The sequence below is a fragment of the Variovorax sp. WDL1 genome (assembly GCF_001541225.1).
Lineage (GTDB): Bacteria > Pseudomonadota > Gammaproteobacteria > Burkholderiales > Burkholderiaceae_C > Variovorax.
The window spans coordinates 1-17138 of the sequence record NZ_LMTS01000105.1 but is presented as its reverse complement, the minus strand read 5'-3'; the positions used below and the strand labels follow the sequence as shown (position 1 = coordinate 17138).

General features: G+C 70.2%; 13 protein-coding genes. All 13 read right to left on the bottom strand.

Features of this window, described 5'->3' with window-relative positions; translation table 11 throughout:
• Positions 1-339: FHA domain-containing protein (locus APY03_RS15135; RefSeq protein WP_157103407.1), on the bottom strand; the 339-nt coding region annotated here is incomplete at its 3' end.
• A gap of 28 nt (positions 340-367) precedes the next feature.
• Positions 368-769, bottom strand: a complete 402-nt coding sequence (locus APY03_RS15130; protein ID WP_068678020.1) for a DUF4150 domain-containing protein — start codon at positions 767-769, stop codon at positions 368-370.
• Between the two features lie 4 nt (positions 770-773).
• On the bottom strand, positions 774-1400 hold the full coding sequence (locus APY03_RS15125) for a DUF3540 domain-containing protein (RefSeq protein WP_068678019.1): 627 nt from the start codon (positions 1398-1400) through the stop codon (positions 774-776).
• A gap of 68 nt (positions 1401-1468) precedes the next feature.
• Positions 1469-2521: a pentapeptide repeat-containing protein gene (locus APY03_RS15120; protein ID WP_068678018.1), complete on the bottom strand. Its 1053-nt coding sequence runs from the start codon at positions 2519-2521 to the stop codon at positions 1469-1471.
• The gene (locus APY03_RS15115; protein ID WP_068678017.1) at positions 2518-5115 is read right to left on the bottom strand and encodes a DUF2169 family type VI secretion system accessory protein; all 2598 of its coding nucleotides are present in this window, start codon (positions 5113-5115) and stop codon (positions 2518-2520) included. Before APY03_RS15115 ends, APY03_RS15120 begins: the two co-directional genes overlap by 4 nt.
• A 2-nt stretch (positions 5116-5117) precedes the next feature.
• Positions 5118-7949 carry a type VI secretion system Vgr family protein gene (locus APY03_RS45340; protein WP_068678016.1) on the bottom strand — a complete coding sequence of 944 codons (2832 nt, stop codon included), beginning with the start codon at positions 7947-7949 and terminating at the stop codon, positions 5118-5120.
• Between the two features lie 17 nt (positions 7950-7966).
• The gene (locus APY03_RS15105; RefSeq protein ID WP_068678015.1) at positions 7967-9334 is read right to left on the bottom strand and encodes a tetratricopeptide repeat protein; all 1368 of its coding nucleotides are present in this window, start codon (positions 9332-9334) and stop codon (positions 7967-7969) included.
• A gap of 84 nt (positions 9335-9418) precedes the next feature.
• Positions 9419-12097 carry a type VI secretion system ATPase TssH gene (gene tssH, locus APY03_RS15100; RefSeq protein ID WP_068678014.1) on the bottom strand — a complete coding sequence of 893 codons (2679 nt, stop codon included), beginning with the start codon at positions 12095-12097 and terminating at the stop codon, positions 9419-9421.
• 37 nt (positions 12098-12134) lie between these two features.
• Positions 12135-13205, bottom strand: a complete 1071-nt coding sequence (tssG, locus tag APY03_RS15095) for a type VI secretion system baseplate subunit TssG (RefSeq protein ID WP_232081167.1) — start codon at positions 13203-13205, stop codon at positions 12135-12137.
• Complete coding sequence (tssF, locus tag APY03_RS15090) at positions 13202-15106, bottom strand: type VI secretion system baseplate subunit TssF (protein WP_068678013.1); 1905 nt, start codon at positions 15104-15106, stop codon at positions 13202-13204. The genes tssG and tssF overlap by 4 nt, the downstream gene beginning before the upstream one ends.
• Before the next feature lie 4 nt (positions 15107-15110).
• Positions 15111-15629, bottom strand: a complete 519-nt coding sequence (tssE, locus tag APY03_RS15085) for a type VI secretion system baseplate subunit TssE (RefSeq protein WP_068678012.1) — start codon at positions 15627-15629, stop codon at positions 15111-15113.
• Positions 15622-16455, bottom strand: a complete 834-nt coding sequence (locus APY03_RS15080; RefSeq protein WP_068678011.1) for a type VI secretion system accessory protein TagJ — start codon at positions 16453-16455, stop codon at positions 15622-15624. The genes tssE and APY03_RS15080 overlap by 8 nt, the downstream gene beginning before the upstream one ends.
• 22 nt (positions 16456-16477) lie before the next feature.
• Positions 16478-17032, bottom strand: a complete 555-nt coding sequence (locus APY03_RS15075; protein ID WP_068678010.1) for a hypothetical protein — start codon at positions 17030-17032, stop codon at positions 16478-16480.
• Between the last annotated feature and the right edge of the window lie 106 nt (positions 17033-17138).

Sequence of the window (17138 nt, the reverse complement as noted above, 5' to 3'; positions counted from 1 at the left end):
CGCGGCAGCGCCTGCGGACGCCGCGGAGGGCGCCGCCTCCACCACCAGCTCGAAGCCCCCGATGACCAGCCGCATGCCCTGCGACAGCGCGGCCTCGTTGCCCGCGCCCAGCGGCCGGCCGTTGCACAGCATCGGGTTGCTGCCGCGGTCGACGATGAAGTACTGCCCCTCGCGGCACAGCACCTGCGCATGCACGCGCGAGACGGTGCGGTCGGGGTCGTCGAGCACCAGCGTGTTGGCCGGCGCGCGCCCGATGGTGCCGCCCTGCGCATCGAACTGCGCGCTCAGCGTGCGGCCCGCGTGGGCGCCCTGGTGAGTGAGGACCGATATGCGAATCACGATCGTGGCTCCGTCGAGTGAGGAGGCGTCATGGCGCCAGCATCAGGACCAGTGCCTGGCTGGGCACGACGCGCGCGCCCGGGCAATTGGTGCTGTTCTGCAGCGACATGCTGGTGAGGCGCGTCGCCGGCATGCCCATGTAGAGCACCGTGAAGGCGCCCGTCAGGTGCCGGCTCGGGCCCATCACCGTGCCCGAGGCGACCCCGGTCGCCACGCCAGGGTTGTCGCCGTTGGTCATCGGGATGGTGGTCGCGAGGTTGTGCACCGGCATGCCCATGATCAGGATGTTCGGGCAGTTGGGAACCGCCATCGGCCCCATGGCGATGTTGGGATAGGGGATCGGGATCGGCGAGGGCGAGGGGGGCGCCGGCGTGAGGCACACGTCCGGAAATCCCATGTCGGTGCCCATCATCTGGCAGTTGGCGAACATGGTGTCACCCGAAATGAATCTGCCCGCCGCGGGTCTTGACCAGCTTGTCGCCGTTGATCAGCGCATGCTCGCCCGACAGCCGCAGCAGCTGCTCGGCCTCGATCTCCAGGTGCGTGGCCTGCACCCGGTCGATGCCCTGCGTGGTGCGCAGGTGATGCTTGCTGAAGTGGGTGACCCGGTCGAAGACGCTGTTCAGCGCCAGGCCCACCAGCTTGATAGCACCCGCCACCACGCGCAGCCGGCTGCAGCTGAACTCGGCGTCGCCCGCGGCCATCTCCGCGCGCGCGGCGCGCAGTTCGAGATGCGAGACCTCGAAGCTGAGCGCCGGCGCTTCGACCTTGAGCGGCGCCTCGCTGCGCAGCAGGTGCGCCGCGCCCTCCTCGCGCTGCAGGACGGCCACTACCCAGAGCTCGTCCGGCGCCACCAGCAGGCAGGCGACCGTGTCGCCTGCCACCGGCTCCAGCAGGCAGCTCGCGGCCCGCCGTCCGACGGCTTCGAGCCCGCCGCTGCGGATGGCGAAGGCCCGGCCCGCGACGCCTGTCACCAGGCCGACGCAGGACTGTGCCGGCGTGGCGCCGCCCGGCAGGCCGCGCCGGGCCGGTTGCCCGGCAATGGATGAGGAATCGCTCATGGTTGCGTGCTCCTTGTCATTTCGTTGCTGTCATTGCATGTCCGCCATTGCGTGCCTGCCATTGCGCCTCAGCCCGCCACCGGCTGCCAGTCCTCCGCCTGCGCCAGCGCGGGATCGGTCTCCAGCGCGCGGACGCGGTCGGGCAACTGCGCATGGTCGGTGGCCGCGCGATGCAGCACGGTGCGGAAAAGCGTCGCCTCGCGCGCATCCACTGCGCGCAGGTCGGCATGGCTGAAGTCCGCATAGGTCAGTTCGGCGCCGCGCAGCACCGCGCCCGGCAACTGCGCGCGCGCGAAATGGCACTGGTAGAGATCGGCGCCGTCGAAGCGCGCGGCCGGGAAGATGCTGGCGGTGAACAGCGCCTGCCGCAGCCGGGCACCCGCGAAGCTCACGCCCGTTCCGCGGGCCTCGCAGAACACGGCGCCGGGCGCCTGCACGCCGGTGAAGTCGGCACCCTCCAGCATCGCGCCCTGGAAGTTGCACTGCCGCATCGCCACCTGCGCGAAGCGCGCGCCGCTCAGGTCGAGGTAGGAAAACTGGCAACCATCCAGCGCCAGCCCGGCAAAGGACTTCTGCGCGAGCCCGGTCTTGTGGAAGATCACGCGGCGCAGGCCGGCACGCTCCCAGCTCAGGCGCGCCAGGTCGCATTCCATCACCGAGGTGTGCAGCCAGCGGCTGTCGTCGGCGTTGACGTCGACCAGGCTGCTGCCCAGGAAGGCGGCCGATTCGAGCGAGCAGCCGGCCAGCCCCGCGTGGTCGAGCCGGCAGGCGGAGAAGGTCGCCATGTCGAGTGCCGCGCCGGTGAGCTGCCCATGCGCGAGCCGGCAGCCGGTGAAGGTGGCGCCGTGCAGGTTGGCTTCGCGGAAATCCACATGCTCGAGCTCGCACTGGTTGAAGACGGCGCGCCGAAGGTTGGCGCCGTTGAAGAGCGCGCCGCGCAGGTCGCACTGGTCGAACAGCGTCTCGCGCGCATCGGCGCCGCGGAAGTCGGCCTGCGCCAGCTGCGTGCGCGTGAAGATGCCGCCACCGAGGTAGCTCTTCGCGAACGCCCCCTTGCGCAGGTCCTGGCCTTCGATCGGTTCGCCCAGTGCGGCGGCATAGGCCAGCAGTTGCGCCTTCATGGCGTGCCCCCCGCATGCTGCTCGGGCGCCAGCCGGGGCCAGGTGCGCGCCCGCTGCAGCAGCGCGCCCTCGAGGCGCGCGTCGCCGTCGAGCCTGATGCGCGACAGGTCGGCGCCGAACAGGTTGGCGTTGCGCAGATCGGCGCCGCGCAAGTCGGCGCGCTGCAGGATCGCGTCCTTGAAGTCGACGCCCGCAAGCCGCGCCCGCGTCAGCACCGCCTTGCGAAGCAGCGCGCCCTTGGCGCTCGCCAGGCGCGCATCGCAGTCGGCCAATTGCGCCATGCCGAGGTTGGCGCCGTCGAGCCGTGCGCGCACCAGCCGCGCGCCGGTGAGATTGCATTCGCCGAGGTTGGCTCCCTGCAGGTCGGCGCCCGAGAATTCGGCCTGCGCCAGGCTGGTGGCCTGCACGAAGCTGGCGCCAGCCAGATGGGCGCCGCTGAAATCGGCGCGCGCCAGCCGGCAGCCGATGAAGTTGCTGCCCGCCAGCTTCGCACCGCGGAAGTCCAGCCCCTGCAAGTCGCACTCGATGAAGTTGCACGCGGCGAGCTCGGCCTCGGCCAGCACCACGCCCTTCATGTCCAGCTTGTAGAAGAGCAGGCCCGGGCCCACCACGCCGCTCCAGTCGGCCGCGCCCCAGCGCGTGTCCATCAGCTCGGCGCCCGCCAGGCGGGCCTGGCGCAGCTGGGTCGCCTCGAAGCCGCAGTACTGCAGGTTGGCGCCCGAGAACTCGGCCCGGTCGAAGACGGCGCCTCCCAGCAGCGCGCGGCCCAGGTTGGCGGCCTGGAAGACGGTCCCGATCGCGATCGCGCCGCGCAGGTCGGCATGGGCCAGCACCGCGGCGCGGAAGATCGCGCCCGACAGGTTGGCGCCGGAAAAGCGGGCGCTTTCGAGCCAGGCGCCGGTGAAGTCGATGCCGCGCAGATCGAGGTTGGAAAAGTCCGCGCCGGTGAAGTCCGCGGCCGGCAGCTGCCTGGTGCCGCGCGCGAGAAGCCATTCGATCTCGCGCCGGGCCTCGGCCGCACGCTCGCCCGCGAGCGGCGCGACCGGGGGCTGCATGTGGGCGCTCTTCAGGTAATCGAGGTGGTGCGCCACTTCCTGCAACAGGAGCTGCGGCGCCATCGTCGACCGGTCGAAGATGCGCTCGCCGAGCGCGAAGCCCTTCTCGATCTCGGCCAGCTGCGCGCTCGCGCGGTAGCTGGGCGGCCCGCGGTGCACCAGTCGCTCGGGGTCCAGCTTCTTCTCGCGCATGAAGGCCTGCGCGTTTTCCAGCTGCGTCACCGCGTCCTCGACGGCGGCCCACTGCTGCTTCTCCATCTCGGCCTCGAGCTTCTCGAGGTAGGCCGGCAGCTCCTGCGCGGTCGGCGGCTTCTCGCGGGGCGCCAGGCGCACGCCGAGGGCGTCCGGGTCCTTGCCCTGCGCGCGCAGCTGGTCGCGCGCCATCTCGACGTCGATCTGCGCGCGCCGGTATTGCGCGTCCTCGCGCAGGCCGTCGGACTTCATCACGGCCTGCGCCTGCTCCTGCCCGGGGTCGACAGTGTCCAGTCCGGCCGGGACCAGGTCCGCATCGTTGAGCGCCTGCACCGCCGCGCGCCGGCCATCGAGCCGCTTGCCGAGCACCTCCAGGTAGTGCTCGGGCGCGCGCGGCTCGTCGAGGCGCTCGACGGCACCGAGCAGCTGGCGCACTTCGGCCCCGTCATCCTCGCCGGTCTCGGCAAGGCCCTGGTGGATCAGCACCATGCGCTCGGCGTGCGGGAAGAACCACACGGTCGTCAGCCGCATCGGGATCTCGCGCAGCCGCGTGTCGCCGTCGACCCTGTAATTCGCGAAGGCGCGCACCCGCAGCCCTGGCAGCGTCCCCTCGATGCGGGGGCGTTCGGGATGCATGTGGTCGAGCGCGTAGTGCTCGTCTCCGCGCAAGGGCGCCTCCAGCCACTGGTCGCTGGGCGCCAGGTTGAAGTAGCGCCAGTCGACGTCGGGCGGGAAGCCCGGCGCGTGCGCCTGGAGCCAGGCGTCGTCGTAGGTGCCGCGCAAGGCGGCGCGCTGCGGATGCATGACGTCGAGCGGGCCGAAGCCGGCCGGCGTCACCGCCTGGTCCGGCCGCTGCAGCCGCGCCCCGGGCAATTCCAGGTTCGGCAGCCATTGCACGCCGCCTTCGACGCTGCGCCCGCGGCCTTGCGGATTGGGCGCGAAGTCGGGGCCGCCGTAGGCGTGGGTCCAGGCCAGCGGCATCCGCTCGAAAGGCCGCGGCCGGCTGGGCGCGCCCGCGTCCCAATAGCGATCGCCGAAGACCAGCAGCGTCTTGTCGCGCGCGCCGAGCCGCGCGCGCACCGCCACCGCTTCCGGCCGCCCGGGCGCGGGCCAGGCATGGCCGTGCACCAGGAATTCGGGCGTGAGCTTGGCGATGCCCTCGTCGATCAGCGGCACCGCCATCTCGGCCGTGAGGAAGTTCCACATCGACTGCTCGTTCCACAGCGTGCCGCGCGCAGCCTGCGCGAAAGGCACGTGCAGGTAGCCCGAGACGCACAGGCCGAAGCGCTTGCGGTACTCCATCGGCCGTGCCGACAGGCCGAGCACCTGGGGCTTGATCACATGCATGACTAGCCGCCGCCCGATCCGCCGGAACCGCCCGAGCCACCCGAGCCGCCGGACCCCGGCGCCGGCGGCAGCTGGAAGGGGGCATCGGCGGGCGCGATGCCATCGCCGCTGGTGGCCTGCGTGCTGTTCGGCGCCGGCCCGCTGGTGAGCGCGCCCACGTCGTTGCCGGTCGCGCCGCCCGATTGCGACAGCCGGTTGAGGCGCGCTGCCAGCCCCGGATGCCCGGCATCGGCCGCGGCCTGGGCCGCGTCGCGCAACTCCTGGCGCGCGGTGCTGTACTGGTCCGACAGCTCGGAGAAGCCCATGGCGGCGGAGAACACGCTGAGGCCCGCCATCACGCCCAGCACCTCGGCCGCCACCGCCGCGTCGGCCGCTATCAATTCGGTGCCGCCGGCCGCGCCGCCGCCCGGCGAGTAGACCTTCATCGAGATCAGCTCCAGGTGCGGACCCACCGAGGCGCTGATCTTCGCGGCCGCCACCGCCTCCATCTGCACCGCCAGCGTGGAGCTGATCTGCGCGCCCATGAAGGTGTCCACCGCCAGCCCGAGGAAGGTGCTGCGCGCCAGGCCCATGTTGGTCTCGCTCGCGTGCCCGATGTAGCCGCTGGTGTTGGTGCCCAGCACCGTCGTGTTGTTCTCGATCGACGTCTGGTTGATCTTGCCGACGGCGAGGATCGAGGCGTCGGTATTGCTCAGCAGCGAGAACTTGTTCGCCATGATCGTGTACGGGCCGTTCGGCGAGGTGTGGACCACCGAGTTCGCGCCCGTCACCTTGTGCTCGATGTGGCCGGCCTCGAAGGTCATCTTCGCGGCCTTGTACGACAGGTTGCCGGTGATGTTGACCGTCTGGTTGCCGCCGATGGTGCGGGACTCGTTGCCGGTGGTGTTCTCGGTGCGGGTGGCCTTGGTGTCGGTGTTGATCGCGCCCTTGACCACCATCGTGTGCACCCCGTCGACCTGGGTGCTCTGGTTGCCGACCACGTGGTTGTCCTGGTTGGTGCCGACCTTGAGCTTCTGGGCCAGGTCCACCACGTGCGATTCGTTGTTCTTGACGTGGATGCTGCGGTCGCGCGTGACGGCCAGCGTCTGGTCGCGCTGCACGATGCTGCTCTGGTCGCGCTGGACCACCAGGCTCTGGTCGCGTCCGACGGTCGCCGAGTCGTCCACCTCGACGCTGCGCGCCATGTTGCGCTCGGCGTGGATGGAGAGCACCTCCTCGCCCTTCTTGTCCTCGAACTGGATCTCGTTGTAGTTGTTGGCGTTGCCGCCGGGCGTCGAGCGGCTGCGGAAGCCGCTCTGGGTGGGCGACTTGTAAGGGATCGGCTGCTCGTCGTTGTAGACCCGCCCCACGACGATCGGGCGGTCCGGATCGCCGTTGAGGAAGTCGACGATCACCTCCTGGCCGATGCGCGGGATGAAGTAGCCGCCCCAGCCCTTTCCGGCCCAGGGCTGCGAGACGCGCACCCAGCAGGTCGACTTCTGGTCGCGCTGGCCGTAGCGGTCCCAGTGGAAATGAACCTTGATGCGGCCATGGTCGTCCACGTGCAGTTCCTCGCCCTCGGGCCCCACCACGATCGCGGTCTGCGGCCCCGGCATGCGCACCCGCGGCGTCAGGCGCGGCGGCTTGAATGGGATCTCCATCGGCAGCACCGTCAGCAGGAAGGCGCTGGCGCCGCGCACGCCCTCGCGCAAGACCGGCGTGTCCTCGATCAGCTGCTGCAGCAGCTCGCGCGACTCGCGGTTGACGGCGTCGTCGGCCAGCGCCTGGCGCAGCAGTTCGGCCGGCAGCGCAGTGCCTTTGTAGCCCTCCAGCCCCTCGTACCCAGGATGGGTCGCGACGAAGGTGCAGCCGGCGATGATGTATTCGCCGTTGCGCACGCCGTCCGGGTCGCCTTCCAGCTTGAAGGCCAGTCCTGCGGCCACGTCCGGCCAGGTGGTCAGCGCCCAGTGGCGATCGCGCCGCGCACTGAGCTCGTCGGCGCGGATCTTGGCCGTGTTCTCGGCGTCGTCGGTGCTGAAGTAGCCGCCCGGGAACTCGAAGGTTTCGAGGTCGGCCAGCTCGTGGTTGTCGGAGGCGTCGATGTCCACGCCCAGCTTCTTGCGGATCGCCTTGAAGTCGCTGTCGCGCGCCGCGTGCTTGCCGGTCTCGAAGCGGCGCGCCGCGACCCAGCGGCTGATCTCGTTGAAACGGCCCTCGCTGGCGCCGTCCTGTGCGAAGCGCAGCGTGTCGGTCACCGGCAGCTTGGCGTGCGCCACGTCGCTGCTGTCGGCCAGGTGCATGGTGCCCGGCGCCTCGTGGGCGTCGAACCAGTAGTAGATGCCCTCGTCCTCGAGCAGGCGCGACAGGTAGTCGTAGTCGCTTTCCTGGTGTTGCACGCAGTAGCGGCGCGCGTTGTGCGTGCCGATCACGTTCTCGGACTTGAGCTTCTTGAAGCGCTTGATGGGGCTGTCCTCGAACACCGCGTCGAGCACTTCCAGCACCGGCTTGTCCTGCAGGATGCGCGAGTTCGTGCGCTTGCTCAGCAGCCAGAACCAGGAGCGCAGCTGGATGCGGTACTCGAAGTAGCGCCCCACCTGCCCGCAGCGCATGAAGCGCACCGCATGGCCCTGGCAGTGCCGCTCGTGCTTGCCGCCATCGGCGTCGAGGAACTCCATCACCACGTCGAAGGCGCGGCCCAGGATGTCCTTGGCATCGAGCTGCCGGTTCTTCGACAGCACCGTCAGCTCATAGACCGAGGGCCGCGACAGCCCTTCATGGCCGGCCACGCTCCAGAACATCAGCTCGCCGGCGGCGGGCGAATCGCTCTTGATGGTGAACTGCGTGTCTTCGGCCATGGCTCTCCTTCTGTTTGCTAGTCCGCTGGGGACGGTGCCTCTTTCCTGCACGACACCACCCACCCGTCCACGGGCTCGCCGCTCTCGACGCGCAGTTCCACGCGTTCCAGCCCCTCGACCGCGATGCCGGCGGCTCCGAGCACCTCGCGCAGGTAGCTCTCGCGATGGCTGTAGCGGCCGTGGGGGTGGAGCCGGAAACCGGCGCCCTCCTCGCCGTCCTGGGCCTCGACGGTGAAGACCAGCCAGCCGCCCGGCCGCAGGACCTTCGCCGCGGCCCGGGTGAGGCTGCCCAGCGCGCCGAAATAGATCAGCACGTCGGCCGCGACGATGAGGTCGCAGGAGGCTGGCTCCGCGGCCTCGAGGAAGGCGGTGAGCTCGGCCTTCGTCAGCGTGTCGTAGACCTCCCGCTGCCGCGCCTTGTCGAGCATCGGCTGCGACAGGTCGATGCCGGCCAGGTGCCGCGCGTACGGCGCGATTAGCGGGCCGCACAGGCCGGTGCCGCAGCCCGCATCCAGCACGTCCAGCGCGCCCCGCGGCTCGCCCAGGTGCTGCGCCACGGCCTCGGCGACCTGCGCCGGCCCGCGGTAGCCCAGCTTCGCCAGCGTCGCGTCGAAGGTGCTGGCAAAGGCATTGAAGGTGCGCTCCACGTAGGCGTCGGCGGCGCGTTCCGGCACGGCCTCGCCCGAGCAGCCCGCGAGATGATGGAGCGCCGTCGGGTCCCCGGGGTCCCTCGCCAGCCAGTCCCGATAGACCTGCGCCGCCGCGTCCACCCGCCCGAGCCTGCGGTAGATGAGGCCCCGCAAGGGGAGCGCCATCGTGAGGCCGGGGTTCAGGCGCAGGGCCTCGTCCAGGCAGTCCAGCGCCTCCCCATTGCGCGCCAGGCGCAGCAGCACGCGCCCGAGGTTGGCATGGATCTCGGCCTTGTCCGGCTCGAGCGCGACGGCGCGGCGCAGCGTGGACTCCGCTTGCTCGAGCCGTCCCCGCTCGCTCTGGAACACGCCGAGGTTGTTGTGGATATCGGCGCGCTCCGGCGCCAGCCGCAGTGCCTGCTCGTAGGCCTCGCCCGCTGCTTCGGCTTGATCCGCCATCAGCAGCACGTTGCCGAGATTGCTGTACCAGCCGAACTGCTCACCGTCCAGCGCGATGGCCGCGCGGATCAGCGTGATCGCCCTTGCATGGTCGCCGCGCTGGTGCGCCGCCAGGCCCTTGAAGTGCAGGGCCTCGGCATGGTCCGGCATCGCCGCGAGGACGCGCTCGTAACCTTGCTCGGCCTCGTCGAACCTGCCGGCCTCGTGCAGTTCGCGAGCCCGGAGCCAGTCCAGCGCCGGATCAAGCGCATCGGCCGTCGGCGTGGGTTGGGCGATTGAAGGTGAGAGGTTGCTCATCGGCGCTGCTCCTTGTCATGTGCCGACGGTGAGTGGCCCGCACTCCCGATCGGTTCCACGACGGGGCACATCTCTTCTTCGCATTCAGAACCCGTAGGCAAACTGCCCCTCGGCCACGCGCACCTGCACCCGCTCGATCGGCCGGCCTTCCATCATCCGGTTCAGGAACTCGCGGCTGATGTCGGGCAGCATCGTGTTGGTGAGGATCGCATCGATCATCCGGCCGCCCGATTCGCTCTCGGTGCAGCGGCTCACGACAAGCTTCACCACGTCGTTGCCGTACTCGAAGGGGATCTGGTAGCGCGCCTCCACCCGCTTCTTGATGCGCTTGAGCTGCAACTCGACGATCTTCCCCAGCATCTCGTCGGACAGCGGGTAGTAGGGAATGGTCACCAGCCGGCCCAGCAGCGCAGGCGGGAAGATCTTCAACAAGGGCTCGCGCAGCGCCTTGGCCATGCCCTCGGGGTCGGGCATCAGCTCCGGGTCCTTGCACAAGCTGGCGATCAGCTCGGTGCCGGCGTTGGTGGTCAGCAGGATCAGCGTGTTCTTGAAGTCGATGCTGCGGCCCTCGCCGTCTTCCATGAAGCCCTTGTCGAAGACCTGGAAGAACAGCTCGTGCACGTCGGGGTGCGCCTTCTCGACCTCGTCGAGCAGCACCACGCTGTAGGGCCGGCGGCGCACGGCTTCGGTGAGCACTCCGCCCTCGCCGTAGCCCACGTAGCCCGGCGGCGCGCCCTTGAGCGAGCTGACGGTGTGCGCCTCCTGGTACTCGCTCATGTTGATGACGATCATGTTCTGCTCGCCGCCGTACAGGGCCTCCGCCAGCGCGATCGCCGTCTCGGTCTTGCCCACGCCGGAGGTGCCGGCCAGCATGAAGACGCCGATCGGCTTGCCGGGGTTGTCCAGGCCGGCGCGCGCGGTCTGGATGCGCTTGGCGATCATCTCCATCGCGTGGTCCTGGCCGATCACGCGCTGGCCCAGCAGCGCGGGCAGCTTCAGCACGGTCTCGATCTCGTTGCGCTGCATGCGGCCGACGGGGATGCCGGTCCAGTCGGCGACCACCGATGACACGGCCTGCGAATCCACCGAGGGGAGGATCAGCGGGGACTCGCCCTGGATCCTGCTGATCTGGCCCTGGAGCTCGTGCAGTTGCGCCAGCAGCGCGGTGCGGTCCGGGGCGGCGCCCTCGGCCGTCGCCTCATCGACTGCCTTGTTGCCTTCGCGCAGCTTGCCGCGCAATTCGAGCAAGCGATCGACCAGGCCCTTCTCTTCCTTCCAGCGCGCATCGAGCTTCTCGAGCTGGTCCTTCGCTTCCGCCAACAGCGACTGCACCTGGGCCGAGCGCTTGCCCACGTCGATGCCGATGGCCTCCTCGCGGCCGATGATCTCCTGCTCCACCGTCAGCGCCTCGATGCGGCGCTGGCAATCTTCCACCTCCGGCGGCGTCGCATGCTGCGAGACCGCGACGCGCGCGCAGGCCGTGTCGAGCAGGCTCACGGCCTTGTCCGGCAGCTGCCGCGCGGGGATGTAGCGGTGCGACAGCTTCACCGCCGCCTCGATCGCCTCGTCGAGCAGCTGCACGCGGTGGTGCTTCTCCAGCACGCTGGCCACGCCGCGCAGCATCAGGATGGCCTTGGTCTCGTCGGGCTCGGGCACCTGCACCACCTGGAATCGGCGCGTGAGCGCCGGGTCTTTCTCGATGTACTTCTTGTACTCGGCCCAGGTGGTGGCGCCGATGGTGCGCAGGTTGCCGCGCGCCAGCGCGGGCTTCAGCAGGTTGGCCGCGTCGCCGGTGCCGGCCGCGCCGCCCGCGCCGACCAGCGTGTGGATCTCGTCGATGAACAGGATGATGGGCGTCGGCGACGCCTGCACCTCGTCGATCACCTGCCGCAGGCGCTGCTCGAACTCGCCCTTCATGCTGGCACCGGCCTGCAGCAGGCCGATGTCCAGCGTGAGCAGCTTCACCTCCCTGAGCTGCGGCGGCACGTCGCCCCGCGCCAGCCGCTGGGCGAAGCCTTCCACCACCGCGGTCTTGCCGACGCCCGCTTCGCCGGTGAGCAGCGGGTTGTTCTGGCGGCGCCGCATCAGGATGTCGACGATCTGGCGGATTTCCTCGTCCCGCCCGGTCACCGGATCCATCTCCCCTTTCCTCGCCTTCTCGGTGAGGTCGACAGCAAACTTCTTGAGCGCATCGCCCTTGCCCATGGCGGCGGGGGCCATCGCGCCGGCGTCCTCGCCGGGGGCTCCACTGCCCATGCCGGTGCCGTCCTGCGCGCGCATCCTCGATTCGGGCGAGGGGTCGCAGATCTTCGCAAAGTTGTCGGCCAGGTCCTCGACCTTGACCTTCTCGAACTGCCTCGACAGGCCCAGCAAGGGGTTGCGCAGGCTCGGCGTCTTGAGCATGCCCACCAGCAGGTAGCCGGTGCGGACCTGCGCCTCGCCGAACTGCAGCGTGGCATAGGTCCAGGCGCGCTCGATGGCGTTCTCGATGTGCGGCGAGAAGTCGCTGATGGCGGTGGCGCCGCGCGGCAGGCGGTCGAGCGCGGCCGTCATGTCCTTGGCGATCGCCGAGATGTCCAGCCCGTAGTGCTGGATCACGCGGTGCAGGTCGGAGTCCTGCTGCTGCAGCAGCTGGGCGAACCAGTGCTCGAGTTCCACGTAGGGATTGCCCCGCATCTTGCAGAACACGGTGGCGCCCTCGATCGCCTTGTAGGCGAGCGCATTGAGCTTGCCGAACAAGGCGGTGCGGCTGATTTCACTCATGGTGCTTCTCCATCGTCAGGACGAACGGCCCGGTTGCTCATTCAAGTGCGGCGCGCAGCAGCAGCGGCGCGTCGCCGTCGATGCGCACGTCGGCCGCGTCGCGCGTCCGCCGGCGCGTGCCCAGCCACGACACCCAGCCCAGGCGCGGTGCATTGCCCGTGTGCGCGCCCAGCCGCGTGGGCGGCACTACCTCTTTCTCCAGGATCAGCTCGGCGTCCCAGTACAGCTCGCCGCCCAGCAGCTGCTGCATCCAGCGCTGCAGCACCGGCCGCGCCGAGCCGACGGGCAGGAAATCGCGATAGCGCTCCAGCGCGAGCGGCCCGATGTGCAGGCGCACGCGGTGCTGGCGGTCCCACGCGCGCCGCCCCAGCATCGCGCCCATGCCCAGTGAACAGGCGGCCTCGCCGCGGCCGAGGCGCGTGAGCTCCTGCGCGGGCAGGGCCATCCAGTGCCCGACCCAGGGCTCCAGCCGCACCGGCACGCCGAAGTAGCTGGCGAGCACCGCCTCCACGCCCTCGGCGTTGTGTACCCGGCGCACCAGGCGGCCCGCGAAATGCAGGCGCGCGTCGTCGTGGATCTCGTCGCGCTCCTGCCGCGCCGCGGTGCCGATGCCGACCAGCGCGCCGACTTGCCGGCGAAAGCCGTCCTCCTGCGGACGGTCCAGCCCGACCGCCGGCCGCGCCTGTGCCCAGGCCCGATAGAAGAAGAGCGCGAAGCGGTGCGAGAAGGTGTCGAGGAAGGCGAGCCAGGTCGGATCGCCGTGGTTGAGCACCCGCTCGCGAATGAAGTCGCTCAGGTGCACCGGCAGCGGCCCGTTGGGCCCGAGGTAGCCGAAGAAATGCTGGCGCAGCCGCGGCGGCGAATGGGCCGTCGCGGCCTCGAAGCGGCTGAAGCTGGCGGGCGCGAAGGACAGCGATGGCTCCTGCCCGACCCGTACGGGCTCCGCCCCGGGCAGCAGAGCGCGGCCCCAGCGGGGTGCGGTGACGGCCAGGCTTTCGAGGCGGCGCATCAGCGCGAAGTAGTCGTAGGCCCACGGCTCGTCGGCGCAGGCCTGCAGGCGCTGCGCTACCGTCTCGCCCTGCACGGCCTGCACGGCCTGCAGACTCACAGGATCGGGCGTGCCCCGCACAGCGGCCTCCAGCGCATGATCTCGCCCCGGCCCGCGGCGGTCAGCACGGTCTCGACGAAATGATTGACCTCCACGTGCCGCGCCAGGTAGCGCGCCAGCACCGCGCCGAAGAGGAAGGCACTGTGGCCATGGAAGGCATTACGGTCGACGTCCAGCGTGACCTCGAGCCCGCGGCCGAAGGCGATCGGCCCGCCCAGCGGCAGGCGGCGCGCCACCGGCTTCGCGCGCACCGAGAGCAGGCCGCGCACCTGGCTCTGCCGGATCTCGTCGGCATGCGCCGCGTAGAGCATCAGCATCTCGCGCAGCGCGGCGGCGCCCTCCTGCGCGCTGCTGTCGGCCAGCGACAGGTAGTTGAGCGCGAGGTGATCGATCACGCGCCAGCCCAGCCCCTGGCTCACCACCGGCGAGACCGGCCGCGAGGGCCCGCGCACCATGCGCACGCGCTGCGCAGGAAAGGCGTCGACGCAGTCGAAGTCGTTGTCGCGGCCCAGCGGCATCAAGAGCGGCAGGTCGCGGTTGGTGACCAGGGCGCTGACGGCCAGCTGCCGCAGCGAGCCGTCGTAGGGGGCCTGCTGCGGGTCGACGATCTGCATGTAGAGCTCGGAGCCGATGTGGCTGCTGCGATGCCCTTCGCTGCGCTGGCGCGTGGACATCATCCGCGGCTCGCGCGTGGTGGTGAAGTAGGCCGGGTGGCTGTGGCGGCTGCCGTGGAAGGCCGCGTAGAAGGGCAGGAAGACCTGCTCCGGCGGCGCGCCCCCGCTGCCGGGCGCCCCATGGCCCACCACCTCGGTGACCGTGTGCAGCTCGAAGTCCTGCGGCCGGGTGCGGTCCGGCACCAGGTGGAACTGGCTCACGCCCTCGCTGACCGGCACGCGGTCGAGCCGCTTGCTGAAGAGGTTGATGGCGGGCACGCAGTGCAACTGCACGTTGTCGAGTCCGACCAGCTTTTCGAGTGCCGCGTCGCCGCGCGAGAACAGCACCACGATCTCGATCTCCGACACCGCCATCGACGACAGCAGCGGCTGCAGCCCCGCGATGCGCGCGAACTGGAAGCGCTGCGGAAAGGCAAAGTACTCCTGCACCAGCCGATGGCCGGAGAAGCCGGTGGCGGTGACGGGCAGCAGCGCCTCGTCGTCCTCGAAGCCGATGGGCTGCACCGCGCTCGCAGGCAGCGATCGCACCGCGCTGCCGGCCGCACCGGAAGCGCTGCCGCCGGCGGCCAGCGGCTGCACCAGCACGCCCAGCGGCTTGCCGAGCATGCACTCGTGCAATTGCCAGGCCACGTCTTCCGCGCCGCCGAGATGGAGCACGAGCTCGTCCATCGGGATCTGGTCGAAGCGCAGGCCGGCGGTGGCAGCAAGCGCGATGCGCAGGCCGCCGCGGATCTCGCGCGACTGCGGATGCTGGGCCAGCGGCAGGTCGGGCGCGTAGCTGAAGTACTGCACGCGTCGCACCTCGACCGGCCAGAGCCGCAGCGCGCGCGAGGTGCGGAACTCGCAATGCGTGTTCTGCCCCACCGCCGCGCGCGCGCGCAGGCCGCTGCCGCGCGGCAGCATGGGGCCGGTGGCGAGGCCTGCGTCGTCGGGATCGATGGCCATGGAGACCACCGCCATCGAGGGCGTCGGCGCCATGAAGTTCGGATAGACGATGTCCAGCAGGTGCCCGGTGAAGCGCGGGTACTCGGCATCGAGCTTGAGGGCCACGCGCGCCGACAGGAAGGCGGTCGCCTCGATCAGCCGTTCGACATAAGGGTCGGCGACCTCCTGGCCCTCGATGCCGAGTCGGTTTGCGATCTTGGGAAAGGCCCGCGCGAATTCGGCCGAGCTCTCGCGGAAATAGCGCAGCTCCTGCTCGTACAGCGACAAGAGGCGCGGGTCCATCGTATTAGCGCTGCCCCGGATTCGACATGTCCTGGATCTCGATGCGACCCTCTTCCAGGTCGATCCGGCTGCGCATCAGGAACTCCAGCGGCACGGGCTGGGCCCAGAGCATCCCGCGTATCTGCAGGCCGATCCGGTTGTGGGAGTCGAGTGCCGAGCCTTCCATGACGAGTTCAACTTCGAGTGTGCGAGCCAGGATGCGAGGCTCGAACTGCAGGATGGCGTTCTTCAGAGCCTGTTCCATGCTGACACGCTGAACGGATGAAGTGAACTGGCCGGACAGCATAGGCAATCCGTAGTTGAGCACCGAGCGCGCCGCGTGCGGATAGCGCTTGTCGTCGTACGCGAGGCCGTGGCCGGTGGCATTGAAGAGCCAGCCCAGGTCGCGCAGCACGGCCTGGCGCAGCGCCTGCCGCGTCAGCGTGCGCTTGTCGTCGCTCTCGCGCTGCTCGCCGGGCGCATGGTCCACGAGGCGGTCGAGCAGCGAGGGCTGCAGGCGCTCCTGGACGGTGAGCTCAGGCATTCGCGCCGCCCTGTTCTTCCGCTTCTTCCTCTGGCGCGAAGACGATCTCGCGCACATCGAGCAAGGCGTGCTCGCCGGCATCGCTGCCCAGCATGCGCTGCCCGAGCCCGGCCCAGGTCTCGGAGCCGAGATCGCGCCACTCGGTCTTGCGCGCCAGCTGCAGCGCGCCGTCGGCGCTCTTCTCGCTGCCCTCGTAGCGCGCCGGCACCAGCGCGAGACTCTCGCCGCCGTTCTCGAACTGCAGGTGTGCGGGCAGCCAGACGCAGTCGCGCAGGTCCTCCGGCGGCTCCAACCTGATCCGCGCCAGGCGCGCGAAGGGAATCCAGTAGTAGCGGCCGTTGACGAAGGCCTCGAGCACCGGGCCCAGGCGCATGTCGGCATCGGCCAGCCACTCGAAGCGCTGGCCGTCGAGCGTGCCGGCGGTGGCGGGCGCGGCATCGAAGGCGCGCCGGCGCAGGTCCCCGGCCAGCTCGGCTTCGCCGCGGCCCCGGCGCAGCAGCGACTCGATCAGCAGCGCCAGCCATTCGTCGGGCTGGCCGAAAACCATGGGCGTGCGGGTGCCGGCGAAGACCTCGGCACGCAGGCCTTCGCAGCGGATCGCCTCGCCGTAGACCTGCTTCAGCGGCACGGCCAGCGCATCGAGCTCGGCCGCGACGCCGAGCTGGTTGAGCGCGCGCTCCCACTGCCCGAGCACGCACAGCAGCTGCGCGAGGAAGACGCGCAGCTTGCTGTCGGCCGGCCTGGCGCGCACGTCCTCGGCCAGGGCCTTGAGCGCGCCGGCGGGATCGGCGGATTGCAGGTATTCGGCGGCGCTGGTGGTGGTCATGATGGTTGCCCTCACGCTTTCTTCACTTCTTGAAGCTGCAGGTGCGCACCGCGCCGCGCAGGCCGCTGCCGCCTTGCGGCGCGGTGCGGATCTCGAGGTCGCGGTACTCGATCTGCAGGATCTCGCGCGGCCGCTTGGGACCCGGGCCGGTGAGGATGGTGTGGTTCAGCAGCCGGGCCTGCCCGAGCTCGATCTCGAGCTGCGCCTGCATGTCCTTGGCGGTATCGCCACCGGCATGGAAGACGGAGAGCACCACCGTGAGGTCGCTGACCTGGTCGCGCAGCAGGCTGGCGAGCGAGGCGCTGGCGGCGTCGCAGTCGCGCACCACGAAGACGGCGGCTGCGCGCAGCTGGCCCTTGGTGGAGCCCGGCGGCGAGAGCACGTCCATCTGGTAGCGAAACCCGGCCACCTCCAGGCGCGGCTTGCCGTCCTCGAACTCGCGCTTGGCTTCGCCTTCGATCGGCTTGCCCTTGGCCTCGACCAGCATCCAGAAATCGTCCCCGTGCTCGCCGGGGACTAGGTCTAGCAGGCGCAGGCCTTCGTCGGGGTCCACGGCTCCATCCATTGTCCAACCCATGGCTTTCTCCTCAAGAATTCAAACGCGCGCGAACAGCTAGGGGACTCTCATACGTCGCTGTTCGTTTGAGGCCGGAGCCGGGAATTCGCCCCGGCGGGCGAGTCAC

Excerpts from the sequence above, each read along its gene's own strand:
- APY03_RS15130 (WP_068678020.1), bottom strand. The coding sequence starts at position 769 with ATGTTCGCCAACTGCCAGATGATGGGCACCGACATGGGATTTCCGGAC.
- APY03_RS15125 (WP_068678019.1), bottom strand. The coding sequence starts at position 1,400 with ATGAGCGATTCCTCATCCATTGCCGGGCAACCGGCCCGGCGCGGCCTG.
- APY03_RS15120 (WP_068678018.1), bottom strand. The coding sequence starts at position 2,521 with ATGAAGGCGCAACTGCTGGCCTATGCCGCCGCACTGGGCGAACCGATC.
- APY03_RS15115 (WP_068678017.1), bottom strand. The coding sequence starts at position 5,115 with ATGCATGTGATCAAGCCCCAGGTGCTCGGCCTGTCGGCACGGCCGATG.
- APY03_RS45340 (WP_068678016.1), bottom strand. The coding sequence starts at position 7,949 with ATGGCCGAAGACACGCAGTTCACCATCAAGAGCGATTCGCCCGCCGCC.
- APY03_RS15105 (WP_068678015.1), bottom strand. The coding sequence starts at position 9,334 with ATGAGCAACCTCTCACCTTCAATCGCCCAACCCACGCCGACGGCCGAT.
- tssH (WP_068678014.1), bottom strand. The coding sequence starts at position 12,097 with ATGAGTGAAATCAGCCGCACCGCCTTGTTCGGCAAGCTCAATGCGCTC.
- tssF (WP_068678013.1), bottom strand. The coding sequence starts at position 15,106 with ATGGACCCGCGCCTCTTGTCGCTGTACGAGCAGGAGCTGCGCTATTTC.
- tssE (WP_068678012.1), bottom strand. The coding sequence starts at position 15,629 with ATGCCTGAGCTCACCGTCCAGGAGCGCCTGCAGCCCTCGCTGCTCGAC.
- APY03_RS15080 (WP_068678011.1), bottom strand. The coding sequence starts at position 16,455 with ATGACCACCACCAGCGCCGCCGAATACCTGCAATCCGCCGATCCCGCC.
- APY03_RS15075 (WP_068678010.1), bottom strand. The coding sequence starts at position 17,032 with ATGGGTTGGACAATGGATGGAGCCGTGGACCCCGACGAAGGCCTGCGC.